Origin of the sequence: Mycobacterium deserti, assembly GCF_025345615.1 — a bacterium.
Taxonomy (GTDB): Bacteria; Actinomycetota; Actinomycetes; order Mycobacteriales; family Mycobacteriaceae; genus Mycobacterium; species Mycobacterium deserti.
This window is the reverse complement of sequence record NZ_JAODWD010000005.1, coordinates 458,703-473,935: the sequence shown is the minus strand read 5'-3', so window position 1 is coordinate 473,935 and position 15,233 is coordinate 458,703. Positions and strand designations below refer to the sequence as shown.

Annotated in this window: 13 protein-coding genes; 7 read left to right on the top strand and 6 right to left on the bottom strand. The window is 66.4% G+C overall.

All coding sequences use genetic code 11. From position 1 onward, the window contains the following. Genes N4S67_RS22125 through N4S67_RS22115 form a run of 3 tightly spaced genes read right to left on the bottom strand, consistent with a single transcriptional unit; the run spans position 1 to position 3,076 of the window. The gene (locus N4S67_RS22125) at positions 1–984 is read right to left on the bottom strand and encodes a glycosyltransferase (RefSeq protein WP_260995154.1); all 984 of its coding nucleotides are present in this window, start codon (positions 982–984) and stop codon (positions 1–3) included. After that, positions 981–2,075, bottom strand: coding sequence for a glycosyltransferase (locus N4S67_RS22120; RefSeq protein ID WP_260995153.1), 1,095 nt, complete (start codon positions 2,073–2,075; stop codon positions 981–983). The genes N4S67_RS22125 and N4S67_RS22120 overlap by 4 nt, the downstream gene beginning before the upstream one ends. After that, positions 2,072–3,076 carry a hypothetical protein gene (locus tag N4S67_RS22115; RefSeq protein WP_260995152.1) on the bottom strand — a complete coding sequence of 335 codons (1,005 nt, stop codon included), beginning with the start codon at positions 3,074–3,076 and terminating at the stop codon, positions 2,072–2,074. The genes N4S67_RS22120 and N4S67_RS22115 overlap by 4 nt, the downstream gene beginning before the upstream one ends. Positions 3,077–3,226: 150 nt before the next feature. On the opposite strand from N4S67_RS22115, the gene N4S67_RS22110 reads away from it, so the two are divergent. The 6 genes from N4S67_RS22110 to N4S67_RS22085 all read left to right on the top strand — a co-directional run bounded on the left by N4S67_RS22110 (position 3,227) and on the right by N4S67_RS22085 (position 11,528). Further along, positions 3,227–4,177 carry a WcbI family polysaccharide biosynthesis putative acetyltransferase gene (locus N4S67_RS22110; RefSeq protein WP_260995151.1) on the top strand — a complete coding sequence of 317 codons (951 nt, stop codon included), beginning with the start codon at positions 3,227–3,229 and terminating at the stop codon, positions 4,175–4,177. Then, a complete protein-coding gene (locus N4S67_RS22105) occupies positions 4,177–5,202 on the top strand; it encodes a hypothetical protein (protein WP_260995150.1) in 1,026 nt (341 codons plus the stop codon). Before N4S67_RS22110 ends, N4S67_RS22105 begins: the two co-directional genes overlap by 1 nt. A 74-nt stretch (positions 5,203–5,276) precedes the next feature. Continuing rightward, positions 5,277–6,566 (top strand): glycosyltransferase, encoded by a 1,290-nt coding sequence (locus N4S67_RS22100; RefSeq protein ID WP_260995149.1) that lies wholly within the window; start codon positions 5,277–5,279, stop codon positions 6,564–6,566. Positions 6,567–6,715: 149 nt separating this feature from the next. Further along, positions 6,716–7,252 (top strand): hypothetical protein, encoded by a 537-nt coding sequence (locus N4S67_RS22095; protein WP_260995148.1) that lies wholly within the window; start codon positions 6,716–6,718, stop codon positions 7,250–7,252. 95 nt (positions 7,253–7,347) lie between these two features. Further along, positions 7,348–8,205, top strand: coding sequence for a L,D-transpeptidase (locus N4S67_RS22090; protein ID WP_260995147.1), 858 nt, complete (start codon positions 7,348–7,350; stop codon positions 8,203–8,205). A gap of 47 nt (positions 8,206–8,252) precedes the next feature. Then, positions 8,253–11,528, top strand: coding sequence for a BTAD domain-containing putative transcriptional regulator (locus tag N4S67_RS22085; RefSeq protein WP_260995146.1), 3,276 nt, complete (start codon positions 8,253–8,255; stop codon positions 11,526–11,528). Here N4S67_RS22085 and N4S67_RS22080 read toward each other — a convergent pair. Beyond that, complete coding sequence (locus N4S67_RS22080) at positions 11,515–12,189, bottom strand: hemerythrin domain-containing protein (protein ID WP_260995145.1); 675 nt, start codon at positions 12,187–12,189, stop codon at positions 11,515–11,517. The genes N4S67_RS22085 and N4S67_RS22080 overlap by 14 nt on opposite strands. Before the next feature lie 109 nt (positions 12,190–12,298). On the opposite strand from N4S67_RS22080, the gene N4S67_RS22075 reads away from it, so the two are divergent. Beyond that, on the top strand, positions 12,299–12,841 hold the full coding sequence (locus tag N4S67_RS22075; RefSeq protein ID WP_260995144.1) for a nuclear transport factor 2 family protein: 543 nt from the start codon (positions 12,299–12,301) through the stop codon (positions 12,839–12,841). A gap of 44 nt (positions 12,842–12,885) precedes the next feature. Here N4S67_RS22075 and N4S67_RS22070 read toward each other — a convergent pair whose 3' ends face one another. Further along, positions 12,886–13,569, bottom strand: a complete 684-nt coding sequence (locus N4S67_RS22070; protein WP_260995143.1) for a DUF6766 family protein — start codon at positions 13,567–13,569, stop codon at positions 12,886–12,888. A gap of 98 nt (positions 13,570–13,667) precedes the next feature. Beyond that, positions 13,668–15,188 (bottom strand): adenylate/guanylate cyclase domain-containing protein, encoded by a 1,521-nt coding sequence (locus N4S67_RS22065; RefSeq protein ID WP_260995142.1) that lies wholly within the window; start codon positions 15,186–15,188, stop codon positions 13,668–13,670. Between the last annotated feature and the right edge of the window lie 45 nt (positions 15,189–15,233).

Here is a 15,233-nt window from a genome sequence, read left to right as displayed (position 1 = left end):
TCATTCCGCAATCACCGCCGCCGCACGGGCCGCGGCGCCCTCGACCGCCGCCTTCGCCCATCTGCCGGAGTCGAGCGAGACGGCCGACTCGGCCAACGCGGGCCAATCCTGTGAGCTCGGCCAGCGGTCGACAACGACGGCCATGCCGGCGTTGGCCAGCGCCGCCGCTGTCGCGTGCTGTTCGTCGAACGGTCGATCCTGCGGTATCACTACCGCCGGGGTATCGGACAGCGCCACATCGGCAATCGCGTTCTGCCCGGCGTGGCTGACGACCAGATCGGCAGCGGCAAGTGTCGGCCAGAGGTCATCGACCCATGCGGCGCCGCCGCCCGCTGCCGACCATTGATACTGCGGTAGCGCTGCCTGCAACTGCTCGAGCGCGTCGGTCGGAAGCTTCGCACCACCTGCTCCGGCCAGCAACAGCGCTCTCGGACCACCGGCGCGCTGCGGTGCTGGACGTCGCCTACCCTCGAATCGGCTTATGGCACCGACGAAATGGGATCGATCTGCGTGGTCGGCCAACCAGTTCGGTTGGTGCAGATCGGCCGACCACGGAACGATGATGCTGTCGGCGATGTCGTACGCCAGTTGATGCGCGGCATCGTTTCGCTCGCCGGGCATCGCCATGACGGTGACCGGCAACCCGGCAAGACGGGCGAGCAACGCGATCTCGACGGAGACATCGACGACGACTCGTCGCACCGGGGTTGCGGCCAAGGTCTGTAGCAGTGTGGCTGACCGGCGGGCCAAGCCGTCGACGTGCAGAGGCGCCCAATGCAGCCGTCCGTGTGCCGTGACATCCACGACGCCGCTCGGTCCGACCGGGACGTCCATCGCCAGCCGAACCCACACGTCGCCGTCACGGACACACGCCGGAGGAGGCAACGACGAGAAGAAGGTCACCGGTTCGTCTAGTTGCGCGCAGATCGCCAACGCTCGATTGAGATGACCCCGCCCCTGATGATGGATGTAATAGCCGATCACGCCGAAACATCCTCTGCCTCTGCGTAGACCATCTCTGCATAGTGGTGCAGGTATCGCTGCACCATCGCTTCTTGTGAGCAGCATCTCTCGGCGCGCGATCTCGCGTCGGAACGCGACAGTGTCGCCGATTCGCTCATGGCGGCACTCAACCCATCGACGTCGCCCGGCCGCGCCAGCCGCCCGCATCGCACGTCCACGATCTCGGGTATCCCACCTCGGGCGAATGCCGCTACCGGTGTTCCGCTTGCCAGCGCTTCGGCGACCACCAAACCGTAGGGCTCCTCCCACTCGGGCGTCACCAACGCGACGGCGGAATGGCCAACCAACGCGCTGACCTCATCGCGGCGGAGGTGCCCCTCATAGGTCACCGAACCGCCCAGCAACGGTCGCACCTGCTCGTCGAAGTATTCCTGGTTTCCGACCGGCCCAGCGATTCGCAGTGCAAAGCCGGCTTGACGTGCCGCCAAAATTGCTGCGGTGACACCCTTTTCGGGGACAAGACGCCCGGTCCAGACCGCGTCCTCACCACCGGGGCCTGGTTGCCACTGGCGGAGGTTGACTCCATTTCGGATGACTTTCACGGGTCCGTTGATCGGCTGCCACTGTCTCGCGGTGAAGGCGCTTACGGCGACGAATTCGCTTGCCACTCCGCCTGGAAGCGCCACCGCCTGCTCCAGCCACTTCAGGGGTGGGGTATGCAGCGTCGTCACCATGGGCGGGGCAATGGTGCGCGCCATCGCCAGCGGAAGGTAATGCAAGCTGTGGTTGTGCACCACGTCGAAGGAATCGCCCAATGCGCCGGCGAGTTCCAGCATGACCGAAAGGTAGGCATGGGTTTCGTGCACCACCCAGTCCGCTGCGGATGGGTCTAGCCGCGCCTGCTCGCTCATCTCGTATGTGTGCAGCGGCAGCACCTCCCACGGCAGATCCGTGTCCGAGCCGGGGGCGGCGAACATCGTGACGCGATGTCCGGCCGCGGTCAGGGCATGGGCGAATTCGAAGACGAACGCCTCGAGCCCGCCTGCATACGGCTGTCGGACTGGATAGCGCGAGGACGCGAGCAACGCTATGCGAAGCGGGCGGGCGGTCATGCGGCATCCTTCTCGACGATCAGCCGACGGTAGATTCTTACAGTTTCGTGACGAACCTGATGGCGCTGCGCTTTTCGTCGTTGGCGGCGCTCATGGTCGACCGCCCCGGCGCTCCCCGACGTTTGTCGAACCGCGGTCTCGACGGCGCGGTGGAGGCTCGGCTCGTCAAGCCGGTTCCGATCGAAACCGAACGTCACGTCGGCGTGCTGTTCGTGGAAGAAACCGCAGTCCGGCACCACGGCACGGACTCCAGCATCGTGACATGCTTCCACCCAGCCCGAGTGAGAGCCGAACCGGTACGGCAGCACCAGCACATCGATCTCGTTGAGGTAGTCGACCAGTTGGGCGTCATTGAAGCGTGGGTGTACGCGGACGTCCACACCGGCGGCCGCGTAGTGGGCCAGCCGATCCCGGGCACCGTCGGCTCGCGGTGAGGACAGCGCATCGTCGTCGAGGTCGAGTCGAATGGTGAAGGCACCGCTGAGCGCTGTGAGGCTGTCGAGGATCGGCCACGGATCGACGTTGGCGCGCAGGTGCTTGGCGTGGACGCCCACCACCGGCCGCGGGCGCAGCGCCCGCTCCGCTCCGACGGTATCGATCGGCAACACGTGCGGGTGGTGCAGCACCGCCGCCTGACGCTGCCAACGACCTGCGATGGCGTCGGCTGCGCCTGCCGTGAGCGTGATCACCGTCGCTGCTTCCCGAATGAGCACATCAAGCCGCGCCCGGTGCTGCCCTTCGTCGGTCAGGTGCGGGTTGCACAGGTCGTGGACCGTCACGACGAGCGGCACCCGATGTGCGGCCAGGGTGCTGCACACGTCCGACAACACCATCGGTGGAGTGCTGTCGAAGCCGAAATGCACATGCAGCACGTCGATGTCGGCGATGCGGCTGCGCAGGTAATCCGGTTCCAGCCAGCGCGGCGGCCACCACTGACCGGCGACCGTCACGTGGCGTGGAACAGGATCATTGAGCAGCGCAACACGATCGGTATCCGACACGGCCACCACATAGGGGTGACCAGCAGGAACCGAGGCAACACGAATCAATGCTCACAACCTCCGACGCACGCAGATACGCTCGGCCTGCCCCGGACTGGGGCGATCGAGACCAAAGACATACCCGCTTCTCCGCCAACTACGCTCGCGGGAGTGGACGAGAACGCCGGGCGGATTCAGCACTACCGCGACTTTTACCGGCCCGCAGGCACGCCAGCACCGGAGGACAAGCCGCTGTGGCTGGTGTGGGGGAATTGCCAGGCCGAGGCGTTGCGCCGCGTTCTCGATGCAGTGCCCGACCGCCCGTTCCGGACTGCACGGATCCCACCGGTGCATGAGCTGGAGAGTTCGGACCTCGGCCATCTCGACGACCTGCTGGCACACACCGCGGTGTTGCTCAGCCAGCCGGTCAGGCCGGGTTACCGCGACCTTCCCCTCGGGACCGCCGACATTGCGTCGCGCCTGCCCGCCTGCGCCGACGTGGTCCGCTGGCCCGTCATCCGATATTCCGGGCTCTACCCGTTCCAGGTGATCGTCCGTGACCCGGCGGCGCCGTCAGTGGACCCTCCCGGTGTGCCTTACCACGACCTGCGTACCGTCGCGGCTGCGCGCGCCACCCGGTCAACGAGTGGGTGCTGGGATGTCGAGGTGGCCCCAGACCAACTGCGTGCTGCCGCCTCGGCCAGCATCGACGAGCTCGCCCGTCGCGAGCGGCGCGACTGCGACGTCGGGGTTTCTGACGTGCTTGCCGGTCACGGTGTCGACGCTGCACACGCGATCAACCATCCCGGCAATCCGGTGTTCTACGATCTGGTCCGGCGAATTCTCGGCCACCTGGATGTAGATCAGGCGATATCGCCGATCACCGGCCCGCTACTCGGATCCGTTTTCGCTCCGCTGGAGCGGCGGGTGCTCGACGCGCTGGCACTGGACGGCCCAGTGAGGCGCGACTGGCTCTTTCACGGAGCCACTTTGACCGCGGACGAGGTGCACCACATTCAAATGGTCTGGTACGAACGAAATCCGGAGTACGTCGAACTGACCATCGCACGACACGGTTCGACCATGCGCCTTCTCGGTCTCATCTCAGGTCCGAATACCTGATGACGTCGCAGATAACCCACCTCGTCGCGGGACCTCGTCGGCACGGCGTCGTGCGATTCGGCCTCGAACTGCAAGCGAATCTGCGCCGCGCCGGTTGTGACGTGTCGCTATGCCGGCTGTTGAAGGCGGACGCACTGCACCGCACCGTCGTGACTTCGAGGAACGGTCTGCATGTCCAATTCACCGACCGGCTGTTCGGGGCCGACCCGGCGGCCGCCGGCGAAACGTTCAGTGCGCTCGCCGCGGACGCCCATATCCGAGGCGCTCGCGTGACCGCCACGCTGCACGATCTCCCCCAACTCTCTGATGGCTCGAACCTCCGGCGGCGAACACTTGCCTACCGTCGCGTGACGGAAGCTTGCGATGCGATTGTTGTGAGCAGCGGCCACGAACGGGATTTGTTGCACGACAGCCGAATCGAGGTCGCCGACGTCACTGTGATTCCGTTGCCCATCCACGTCCGCGACCTCGACCTGCCCCCGCCTCGGGCAGCGGGCCCGCGGTCGCTCGGCGTGCTCGGCTTTCTCTATCCAGGCAAGGGACACGACGACGTGATCGCCGCAGCCGCCGACCTGCCGTCAGACGTAGAGGTCGTCGCCATCGGCACCCCGTCCGCCGGGCACGACGATCTGGTAGCAGACCTGCGCCACGCGGCCGCCCGTCAAGGTCGCCGTTTCGAGGTCACGGGTCACATCCGAGATTCTGAACTCACAAAAGTCCTGCAGCGGGTCACCGTTCCCATCGCCGCGCACCGCCACGTGTCGGCCTCCGGATCGCTGAATGCGTGGTTGGCTGCCGGCCGCCGACCACTGGCTCCTGTGAACAGATACACAGCAGAGGTCGTTCGCCGCAACCCAGGAACCCTGACGCTCTACCCCGATACGCCTGCCGGCCTCCGATCGGCCGTCACCACGGCATTGGAGCGGCCCGAGGTTACGTGGCTGGCGGCCGATGTGATCGCTGGACCCAGCCCGGGCCACGCCGCCGCCGCCTACCTGGACTTCTTCGAGAGGCCGAGAACATAACAGAGTCAGCGCCGATACCGCTTACCGACGACCGGTTCACCGTTCCCGGCAATCGCTGGGACCTGGTGAACGACATGCCTCTTCGCGAGGCGTCGGTGGCCATTGTCATTCCCTATTACGAGCAACAGGCCGACTTGGACCGGGTACTCGCCGCGCTCGAGCGCCAGGACTATCCGAACCACCTGCTCGAGGTGATCGTCGCCGATGACGGCTCGTCGCAGCCACCGGTCGTCGACGCCGCTCAGCTGCGCTGCACCGTTGTGCGGCAGGCAAACCAAGGTTTCCGGGCGGCGGCAGCGCGCAATCTCGGCGCTGCCGCTTCGACCGCTGAGGTTCTCTGCTTCCTCGACGCCGACACCGTCCCCGAACGCGAGTACATCAGCAATCTGGTGCGATTGCCGTCTCTGGTTCCCGACGCCGTAGCCGTCGGACGGCGACGCCACGCCGATTTGGATGGATGGGCACCTTCGCAGTTGTCGCATTGGTGGTCCGGCGGACCTGCACCTCGCGAACTTCCGGAACCGCGTTGGCTGGTGGACGGCTACGCGGCCAGCGCCGACCTGCTGAAGCTAGACCATCGCTCTTACCGCTACGTGATCAGCTCCGTGATGTGCTGCAGTAGAGAACTCTTCGACGACATCGGCGGGTTCGACGAATCCTTCGTCGGTTACGGGGGCGAGGATTGGGAGTTCGCTCACCGCGCTTTGGCCGGCGGGGCGGTGCTTCACCACGCCCGTCACGCGGTCGCCTGGCACAACGGCCCGGACTGGGCGCTGCGCCCGGTGGCCGAGCGGACCGCGGGCAAGAACGCCGAGGCGCTGGCGCTGGTCCGCCTCATCACCGATCCCGATGCCCGCAGGCATGGCTTCAGGTACGACGTCCCCGATGTAGCCGTGGAGATCGACGTCGGATGTCACGCATCGGGTTCCCTGATCTCCACGATGTCCTGCTTCCTGGACCTGGACGTCGGAATCTGGGTGAGCGGCGCGGGTGCGGATCGACTGTTGACCTCTCTGCGACTCGAGGACGCCCGCATTCGTACCGGCCGCGTCCCCGACCGGGTGCGCCGCCGCTGCCGATTTGTGATCACCGTCGCGGGACGGGTGTCACTGCCGCGTTCGGACGTCGGTTTAATCCTCGAGCGATGCGCCGAAGAGGGAGTCGGCACGGTCGAGGCAGGCGCTGGCGACATCGGCGTGCGATGTCGCTCATCGTGGGCTCTGAACCGCGAACGGCGTTGGGCCACTGGAGGTGTGCGGCTACGAGAGCAGGCTGCAACCGACTGCCTGAGCACCACGCTGACACTGCCCAACGGCGCGCTCGACCTGGTCGAGGTCGACCGGGACGCAGATCTCAGCTGGTAGCTCCACTGGGTGCCGTCCGCGAGTGGCTCCAACGTCACCGTTTGGAAACGTTGTGACGCGGTGGGTTTCGAAATCACATGGACGTTGTTTCAATTGAAGCGGCCGTTAATTGACGGCTGCGAGGCTGGAACTTCAGCTTGCATCACCTGATGCGTCTGAGCGTGATTGAGGAGTGGGCGTTGATAACGATCATGGATCGGTTCAACATCAAAGTGGTTGCCGCCGTGGGGCTATGCGGAGCCGCAATAGCATTGAGCCCCGGCGCCGCAGCCGCCCCGTTCAAGATGGGCGGCTATGAGTGCATCGACTCGGCGGCGGGCAGCGAAGCGCCGGTAGCTGCTGCAGCACCGTGCAGCGCTGCGGTGGACAGCATGGCCGGGGTTCCGCTGGCCTTGCCGGGTCCCGCCCCCGTTCCAGTTGCCCCGCCCGTTCCAATCGCTCCGCCTGTCCCGCTCGCTCCGCCCGTCCCGGTCGCCCCGCCTGTCCCGCTCGCTCCGCCCGTTCCTGTCGTCCCGCCCGTTCCGGCAGGTGCGCCCGTTCCGGTAGGCGCGCCGGCCGCGGGCGGAGCGCCGCTCTTCGATATGTCAGGCACGGCTGCCGGCAAGGGTGCCCCCACCGGTCCGCTGCCTGCGGGCGCGCCGGTGCCGGGTCAACCCGCTCTGCCCGGTCCTTCGGCTGCCGGCTGAGGCCGACTCATCGGGGCTGAGCGGACCGTGTCAACGCACGCCCGCAGTTCCGGTCCTCACGTCTCAACGACATCAAAGGGGTAGGAGCAGGAGTCATGCGTGCGGTTATTCGGTGCGCACTCACCGTGATCGGGATCGCAGCGAGCGTTGTCCCGGCGCCGACCGGTGTAGACCTGGCGGCAAGCAGCCAGTCGTACGGGCTCGCCATCGCGTCGGTTCTGCCCACGGGGGGCGAGAAGGTGGGTGTGGCGCACCCCGTGGTGGTGACGTTCGACGCACCCGTACCCAGTCGGCGGGCAGCCGAGCGCGCAGTCAACGTCACGTCGACGCCGCCGATGACCGGCAGTTTCGAATGGCTCGATGACAACGTCGTGCAGTGGGTTCCCGACCGGTTCTGGCCGGCGCACAGCACGGTGGCACTTTCGGTTGGCAGCCTGTCGACGAATTTCCAAACGGGCCCTGCCGTCATCGGGGTGGCCAACATCTCCGAGCACACGTTCACCGTGAGCATCGACGGCGCGCACGCAGGCCCGCGACCTCCACTGCCCTCGCCACACCATCGACCCCACTGGGGGAAAGAGGGAGTAATGCCGGCGTCGATGGGGCGACCGGAATATCCGACGCCGGTCGGCACGTACACCGTGCTGGCCAAAGAACGCGACGTGGTGATGGATTCGAGCAGCGTCGGCATCCCCGTGGACGCTCCTGACGGTTACCTGCTCGATGTGGAATACGCCGTCCGAATCACTAGCCGCGGCCTTTTCGTGCACTCGGCGCCGTGGGCGGAGAATTCGCTCGGATTCGAGAATGTGAGCCATGGCTGCATCAGCCTGAGCTCGGCCGACGCGGAATGGTACTTCAACACTGTCAACGTCGGCGACCCGGTGATCGTGCAGGAGAACAGTCTCGAAGTGCCTCGACCGGTATCGCCGGAGCCGCGAAGGATCTCGTAGCGGCGACTGTGCCAGGACTGACCGACCTTGCCTATCCTGGCACGGCGATGAGTCAGATCCGGATCACTCTCTTCGGCCCGATGACGGTCCGTGTCGCAGGTGACCTGGTCGAGCTTCGCGGCTCGCAGCCTCGCGCCATCCTGGCCCGTCTTGCGCTCGCCGGAGGCCAGACCGTCTCGACCGACCGGATCATCGACGACATCTGGGCGGGTGAACCTCCGCCGAAGGCGCTGGGTGCCCTACAGGTGCACGTCTCCAACCTGCGCCGCGTGCTCGAACCCGACCGCCCGCGTCGCACCCCGGCCAGGGTGCTGGTCAGCTCCCCACCCGGATACGCTTTGCGCCTGCCCGACGATGCGGTCGATACGTGGCAGTTCGAAGCAAAGCTTCGAAGCGCCGATGCCGATTCCGATTCCGCGGTTCGGGCCGACCTCCTGCGCGCGGCCCTCGACTGTTGGGCCGGCGCGCCGCTGCCCGAGTTCGCCGACACGAACTGGGCGAAGCCCGAACTCGCTCGGCTCAACGGTTTACGTGCGACGGCGCTCGAGCAGTATGCAGCCCTGGCGCTGAACCTCGGCCGGGAGGCCGCGACGATCCCGGAACTCGAGCGACACCTGGCCGCCGATCCGTTGCGCGAGGAGGCCATCCGCCTTCTGGCGATCGCCCTGTACCGGGTCGGACGGCAGAGCGAAGCGTTGACACATCTACGCGACGCACGTCGTCGGTTGGCGGACGAACTGGGCCTCGAACCCGGTCCGGCCCTGCGCGCGTTGGAAGCCGACATCTTGGCGCACTCGGACAGCCTCCTGCATCGGCCTTCGCCACCGCACGTGAAGATCGCTCCCGTGGGGCGCGACGCGTCGCCGCCGCCATCGGAGGACCGCCACCGCGCCACCGTCATCGGCCGAACCGTGGAACTCCAGCGGATCGCCACCGCCGCCGAGATCGCTACAAACCGCGGATTGCGCACCGTCTGGGTCGAAGCCGAAGCAGGCGTCGGCAAGACAACGTTCGCCGATGTGGTGGCGCGACGCCTGTCGCGCGGTGGATGGTCCACGACACGTGGCCGCTGCCCGGAGGTCGACGGCGCTCCCCCGGCGTGGGCTTGGATCGAGGTGGCGCAGTCACTCGGCGATCCGATACCGACACCCGAAACGGCTTTCGAACTCGCCGCCGTAGTCCGCGACAGAGTGCAGGCCGCGACCGCGAACGGCCCGCTGCTCGTGGTGCTCGACGACCTGCATCGTGCCGACGGGGCGACTTTGCAATTGTTGCGCAGCCTCGCGCACGATCTCGCCGAGAGGCCGGTCCTGATACTCGCCGCGTGCCGCGGCACGGAGGCCGGACCCGACCTGGCGGCCACCTCGGCGGCGCTTACGGCGGTCACAGCAGAACGGTTGAAGCTGGGCGGGCTGAACAGGGACGGCGTGGTAGCGCTGGTCGACGAGTTCGCACCGGACGGTGGATTCGGCCGCGACGCGAACGTCATCGACCGCCTCATCGACCGCACCGACGGCAATCCACTGTTCGTCACGGAGTTCGCCCGACTGATCGCTGCCGAGGGCCGGTCCACGGCCACTGCGGAGCTGCCGGCAGGCGTGCGGGATGTGTTGCGCCGCAGACTTTCCCGGCTACCCGGCACGGCGCGTACTGTGCTGCAGCAGGCAGCGGTCCTGGGGCGCGAATTCGATGTCGATCAGCTGTTGGTCGTGGCCCGACGTGACGAGGACGAGGTACTCGACGGTCTCGAGGCGGCGGTGCTGGCCGGGCTGCTGAGCGAGCCCGTCCCGGGACGCGTGCGCTTCACCCACGCCCTCGTGCGCGACACGCTGTACGAGGACACCCCGGCGCTACGACGGACTCGTTGGCACGCAGCGGCATTGGCGCAACTGCAGACCACGTCAAGTCCCGACATCGCCACCCTGGCCCATCACGCCCTGGCCGCGGCGACTCCGGCGACGGCGCCCGAAGCAGCCGGGCTGGCGTGGGCGGCAGCTCGGCAAGCGATGGAGATGAATGCGCCGTTGGAGGCGATTCAATTGGCCGAGGCCGCGGTGCGGATGACCGACCTCGCGCAGGACGGCGCGATACCGATCTCCGATCGGGTGGGCATGCTGGTTGACCTGACTCGCGCCGCCGCGCAGGCCGGTGCGGCGGCCAAAGCCCGCCCGGCGCGGTCGCGTGCGGTCGAATTGGCCACCGTCGCAGGTGACGAAGGCCTGCTGCTGGCGGCGCTCACCGCATACCGTGCGCCGATCTCGTGGACAGTCTCTGGTATCGGTTCCGACAGCACCAGCGTCGAGCAGCCCCTGCGCCGCGCCCTGGCCGAATACCCCGACGCCGATCCCGTCACGCGGGTGTGGCTACTCGTCGCCCTGATCTTCGAGACCGAGAACGACGCCGCCGCGTACGGTATGACCGAGGTGCTCGCCTGGTCCGAGGAGGCCGTAGAAACCGCCCGGCGCTCAGGAGACCCCGTCGCGGTGTGCGCCGCCCTCAACGCCCGCGTTTATCTATCGCTCGGACCCGACCTGGCCGACGAACGCGAAGAGCTTGCCGGTCAACTTCTTTCGCTCGCTCAAGATCACAACCTGCTCGGCTACGAGGCCTTGGCTCACTGGCTGCTTTTCCTCTGCGCCTCGGGTCGCACCGACATCACCGAAGCGATCCGTCAGGCCGATCTCGCAGTGGAACGGTCCACCAGCGGACAGCTTGCGGCGCTGGTTCAGGTGGTCGAGGTGTACCACGCGGTGCTCTGCGTGCTCGCCGGCCGGATCGACGAGGCGGCATCGGAGTATCGTCGCCTGGCCCGACAAATGGCCGAAACCGGGATGTCGAGCGCTGCCGAGGCGGCGCTGGTGTTCGAACTGGTCCTGGCGTTCGCGCATGGCGACATGGCTGGGCTGGCCGACATCATGATCGAATTACACGACGTCCATCCCGATGCGATGAACGAGGCCCTTGTGCTGTGCCTGCTCGACGCGGGCCGCATCGACGAGGCTCGAATCCGATGGGCGGCCCGGACGCCGTTGCGCCGCAACTACTACTGGCTCGGACGCATGGCGCTCTTCGCGAGGGCGGCTGCCCGCCTTGGCGATCTCGACGAATGCGCGGGGGCCTACGAAGAACTGCTACCGTGGGCCGGCCGAGTCGCAGGAATCGATTCAGGCTCAGTGGCTTTCGGTGTTGTCGACGACGCCTTGGCAATACTCGCCGACGCACTCGACCGCCCGGCCGATGGAGATCGGCACCGCAGTGACGCCGACACGGTCCGAGCCCGGCTCGCGACTCACCTCTCCGCGGCGGGGCTCATCCCCAGATAGCCTTCTCCATCCGGCGGTACCTCGGCTTGACCAGCAGCAGCAAGATTTCGATAACCGGCCCGGCCTGCTCCTTCAGACGCGCCAGCTCCGTCGGTGTGACCGCGGCGGCGATGCGGGGAAGCTCGAACGTCAAGCGCGCGGTCTTCCGGATCTGGGCCTCCACGTCCTGCCAGTCCCCGACTGACAGGTAGCGCTCGATCACTGGGAACGTATCCCGCTCCTCCTCGGCGATGTGTTCGGTGAGCATGGCGCGGATGTCAACCAGTCGGGCCGCGATGACGGCGGCCGTGCGGCGCGACGGATCGGCGGCGTACTGCCTGACGGCGGCCGCGAGCCCGCCGAGCTTCGGCTCGAGCGCGGCGTGGTCCTCAGTGAGTGGAGCGAGGTCGATGTGCGTGCCGGCGCGACGCTCGATCACAGGCCAGAGGATGTGGTCTTCGGCACGGTGGTGATGGTGGATGGATTCCACCATCAGAGTCAGGTATCCGACCAACGCGCGGGTGCGCCGCCGTGTCGCGGGCACTTCGCCGTCGGCGATCGCCATCGCGACACCGGTGGTGCGGTCGAGGTCGCGCAGCATCACCCGGTGGGCGATCTTCATTCCGGAGACATCCGGGACTTCGGAAGGCATGGTTTCAGGGGCGGCGGAGTCTGTGGTCATCGTGGGCCTCTCGTCGGTGGTGGGCTGACGAGGTCCACCGTGCCGGGAGCCTCTTGTGACCGACTTGTCGGCGACTTGTCCGCGGTCCGACTCAAGGAGTGAAGAGGCGATGGCAGACACCGTATTGCAGGAGATGATCGACGAGTTTGAGCTGCGACGACTCGTCCATACCTACTGCCGCGCCGTCGATCGAGGCGACATCGAAGTACTGCGGGATCTCTATTACCCCGACGCGGTGGACGCCCACGGCGGATTCTCGGCGGGTGCGGTGGACCAGTTCCTCCAGCAGATCAGCGCAGCGCGTCCCTACATCCGGTCGATGCAGCACCACATCACCACGGTGAACTTCACCATCACCGGAACCACGGCCGAGGGCGAGATCTACACGATTGCGGTACACACGCTCGCCGGCGGCGGTCGCGACGTCGATGTCGTCGTCGGCGGCCGGTACCTCGACAAATACGAGAAGCGCGACGGTACGTGGAAGATCGTCGAGCGCACGATCGTCACCGACTGGGCCCGGGTGGACGACCCCTCCACAATGGATCTGAGCCATCCGATCACCAAGGACACCCTCAAAGGCGCCCCCGACGCCACCGACCCCTCCTTCGATTTCCTTTCGTCATGGGCGGTGAATCGCGAACAGCGCTGAGCCACAGACGATATGGGCCCGCCCGGGGCGCGGTCCGACGACAATCAGGCGCTGGTGCGTCGGTGTGGCTCGGCGACGGGCTTGGATTCGGCAGAACCTCTCTGCCGCAGAAAAATTGACAAGCCGACAATCGCTGCGACAGCGATGAATTCGCTCTGCCAGTTCTGCATCGACTCGAACCAGAACTGCGACGTCGTCACATAGCGCCATACCGAGATTGCAGCTTGACCGTGCTGCACCTGCTCCTCGTTGAACGCCTTCACGCCACCTACGGCGTGCAGGGCCCAGGAGGCGAAGAACAACACGAAAAGCGTTATGGCTAGCGAGTGTTCGTACACGGTGAGAACCAGTCCGCCCCTGCGGACCGGCCAGGGGGTGTGCTGGTTGGCGTGCACGTCGCGCGGATCCTGATCCTGCGGCGCCGGCTTGTCTATCGGCTTCGACTCCGATGAACCTCGCTGAAACAACAGCGCGGTCAGCACGACGTACATACCCATTTGCAGGAACTCCGACTCCCAGTTCTCAAAGGTCGCCTCGACGAAATCGCCTGTGCGGAGGTACTGGACGACTGAGACCTGCTCGTGTGAGCCGTGCTCCTGCTGCTCCTGGTTGTAGGTCGCCGCCCCGGACAGCACCATGCCGATGAAGAACACAGCGAACAACCCGAGGCAGGCCAACAGTAGGGCGTTGTCGTGCAGGACGGTGCCTATGCGGCGTTTCGGCGACATGACGGGCCTTCCGTTCAGGCACTTGCAGTTCGGCTGCGACCAATCATGGCACCACCGCCGGCCGGAGGCAGGATGACGCCGGGCCGGTGCGGGCAAGGTCAGATCGAGGAACCTCTTTCGGTGTCGAGGCCGAACATCTGCACAGCGGTCGACTTTCCCTTCAGAGCGTGCGATCCGCGATCGATGAGTGCCGACGGCGGGGCGCCGAGCGCATCGACGGTCTGCTGGGTCAGAAGAATCGCGTCGCTCGTGGTCTTGGTGAGCTGCTCGACCCGGGCGGCGACGTTGACGGTGTCGCCGATGAGCGTGAACTCGAGCTTGCCTCCCCCGCCAATGGTGCCCGCGATCACTGGGCCGGTGTTGACCCCGATACCGATTCGAAGCGCGTCGCCGAACCGCTGCGAGACGAGGCGGTGGATGAGCACAGAGGCGTTGACAGCGGCGTCGGCGTGATTTGCAAGGTCATTCGGGGCTCCGAAGACGGCCAGGGCGCCGTCACCGAGAAACTTGTTGACATGGCCGCCGGCGTCGACGATGGCGGGCACCACGATCTCGAAGAGCGCATTTAGCCGGGCGACAGTGTCCTCGGCCGAATTCGTCTCGGCGAACGGGGTGAAGTCGCGGATGTCGATGAACACGACGCTCACCTCACGACGCTCACCGGTAAAGACATCGTCACCCTGCTTCAGCAGCCGCGCGGCCAGCGCCGGGTCGACGTAGGTGCCGAACGCCCCTTGAAGCCGCTGGCGCTCAGCCAGACCGGTCTGCATGCGGTTGAACGACGCGGCCAGTGCACCGAGGTCGTCGTCCTGCACGACGGGAAGGCGTTGGCTGTAGTCCCCCGCCGCAACGCGTTCGGCTCCTGCGGCGAGATCGCGAATGGGTTGCATGGACGGCGAGAACCCCAGGCCGACGCTGATCGGAACCGCCAGCCCAAGCGCTAACGCACATCCGATCACGACGCAGAGAACGGGAACGTCGCCGGCGCGGTCGACGACGGCGCCAAGCGATGCTCCGACAACGGCGAACACGAAAGCGACCGCAACCATCGACAGGTTCGACCGGCCGGCAAACGTCGGGTGAGCACGGGGTAGCTCGTCACCGATTCCGGTGGCGCCCGCGAGGGCTAGCCTGACCGGTCGCCACGCTGACTCTGCGATGCTGTGGAAAGCGACCAGCTGGACCCCTGTTCCGTAAACCACGCCGAGGATCCCGTACTGAACGAGCCGCGTCCCTGTCCCTCCTGCGATGGCGCCGATGACGGCCGCCATGACGGCGGCCCAGACGCCGGTGGCCCACACCGCTCGGAAAGACGCCTTTCTGGTGTAGCGATAGGTGCCCTCCAGCGCAGCCGCTCGGTCGATGTCGTGGCCTGCTGCCCACAGCTCAGCGGGGCGAATCAGCTTGCGATTGGGCAAGACCAGTAAGAAGTCGAGCACAAGCACAGCCGCTACCGCCACGATCGCCGCCTCCACGAATTGACCCGACTTCTCGAAAGCCACGATCAGAAACGACAGAGGCAGGTATACCGCCAACATCACGGGAAAAGCCATCAAGCAAAGTGTCCACGTGTATCGCGCTGCGTACCGATCCCACGCCCACTGCCAAATGCGGTCCATTGCCGCAGATTAGGGCTTGCGATCCTTACGCGCGGATAGACGCCA

Excerpts from the sequence above, each read along its gene's own strand:
- N4S67_RS22105 (WP_260995150.1), top strand. The coding sequence starts at position 4,177 with ATGACGTCGCAGATAACCCACCTCGTCGCGGGACCTCGTCGGCACGGC.
- N4S67_RS22120 (WP_260995153.1), bottom strand. The coding sequence starts at position 2,075 with ATGACCGCCCGCCCGCTTCGCATAGCGTTGCTCGCGTCCTCGCGCTAT.
- N4S67_RS22070 (WP_260995143.1), bottom strand. The coding sequence starts at position 13,569 with ATGTCGCCGAAACGCCGCATAGGCACCGTCCTGCACGACAACGCCCTA.
- N4S67_RS22085 (WP_260995146.1), top strand. The coding sequence starts at position 8,253 with ATGAGTCAGATCCGGATCACTCTCTTCGGCCCGATGACGGTCCGTGTC.
- N4S67_RS22100 (WP_260995149.1), top strand. The coding sequence starts at position 5,277 with ATGCCTCTTCGCGAGGCGTCGGTGGCCATTGTCATTCCCTATTACGAG.
- N4S67_RS22090 (WP_260995147.1), top strand. The coding sequence starts at position 7,348 with ATGCGTGCGGTTATTCGGTGCGCACTCACCGTGATCGGGATCGCAGCG.
- N4S67_RS22080 (WP_260995145.1), bottom strand. The coding sequence starts at position 12,189 with ATGACCACAGACTCCGCCGCCCCTGAAACCATGCCTTCCGAAGTCCCG.
- N4S67_RS22095 (WP_260995148.1), top strand. The coding sequence starts at position 6,716 with ATGCGTCTGAGCGTGATTGAGGAGTGGGCGTTGATAACGATCATGGAT.
- N4S67_RS22075 (WP_260995144.1), top strand. The coding sequence starts at position 12,299 with ATGGCAGACACCGTATTGCAGGAGATGATCGACGAGTTTGAGCTGCGA.
- N4S67_RS22065 (WP_260995142.1), bottom strand. The coding sequence starts at position 15,188 with ATGGACCGCATTTGGCAGTGGGCGTGGGATCGGTACGCAGCGCGATAC.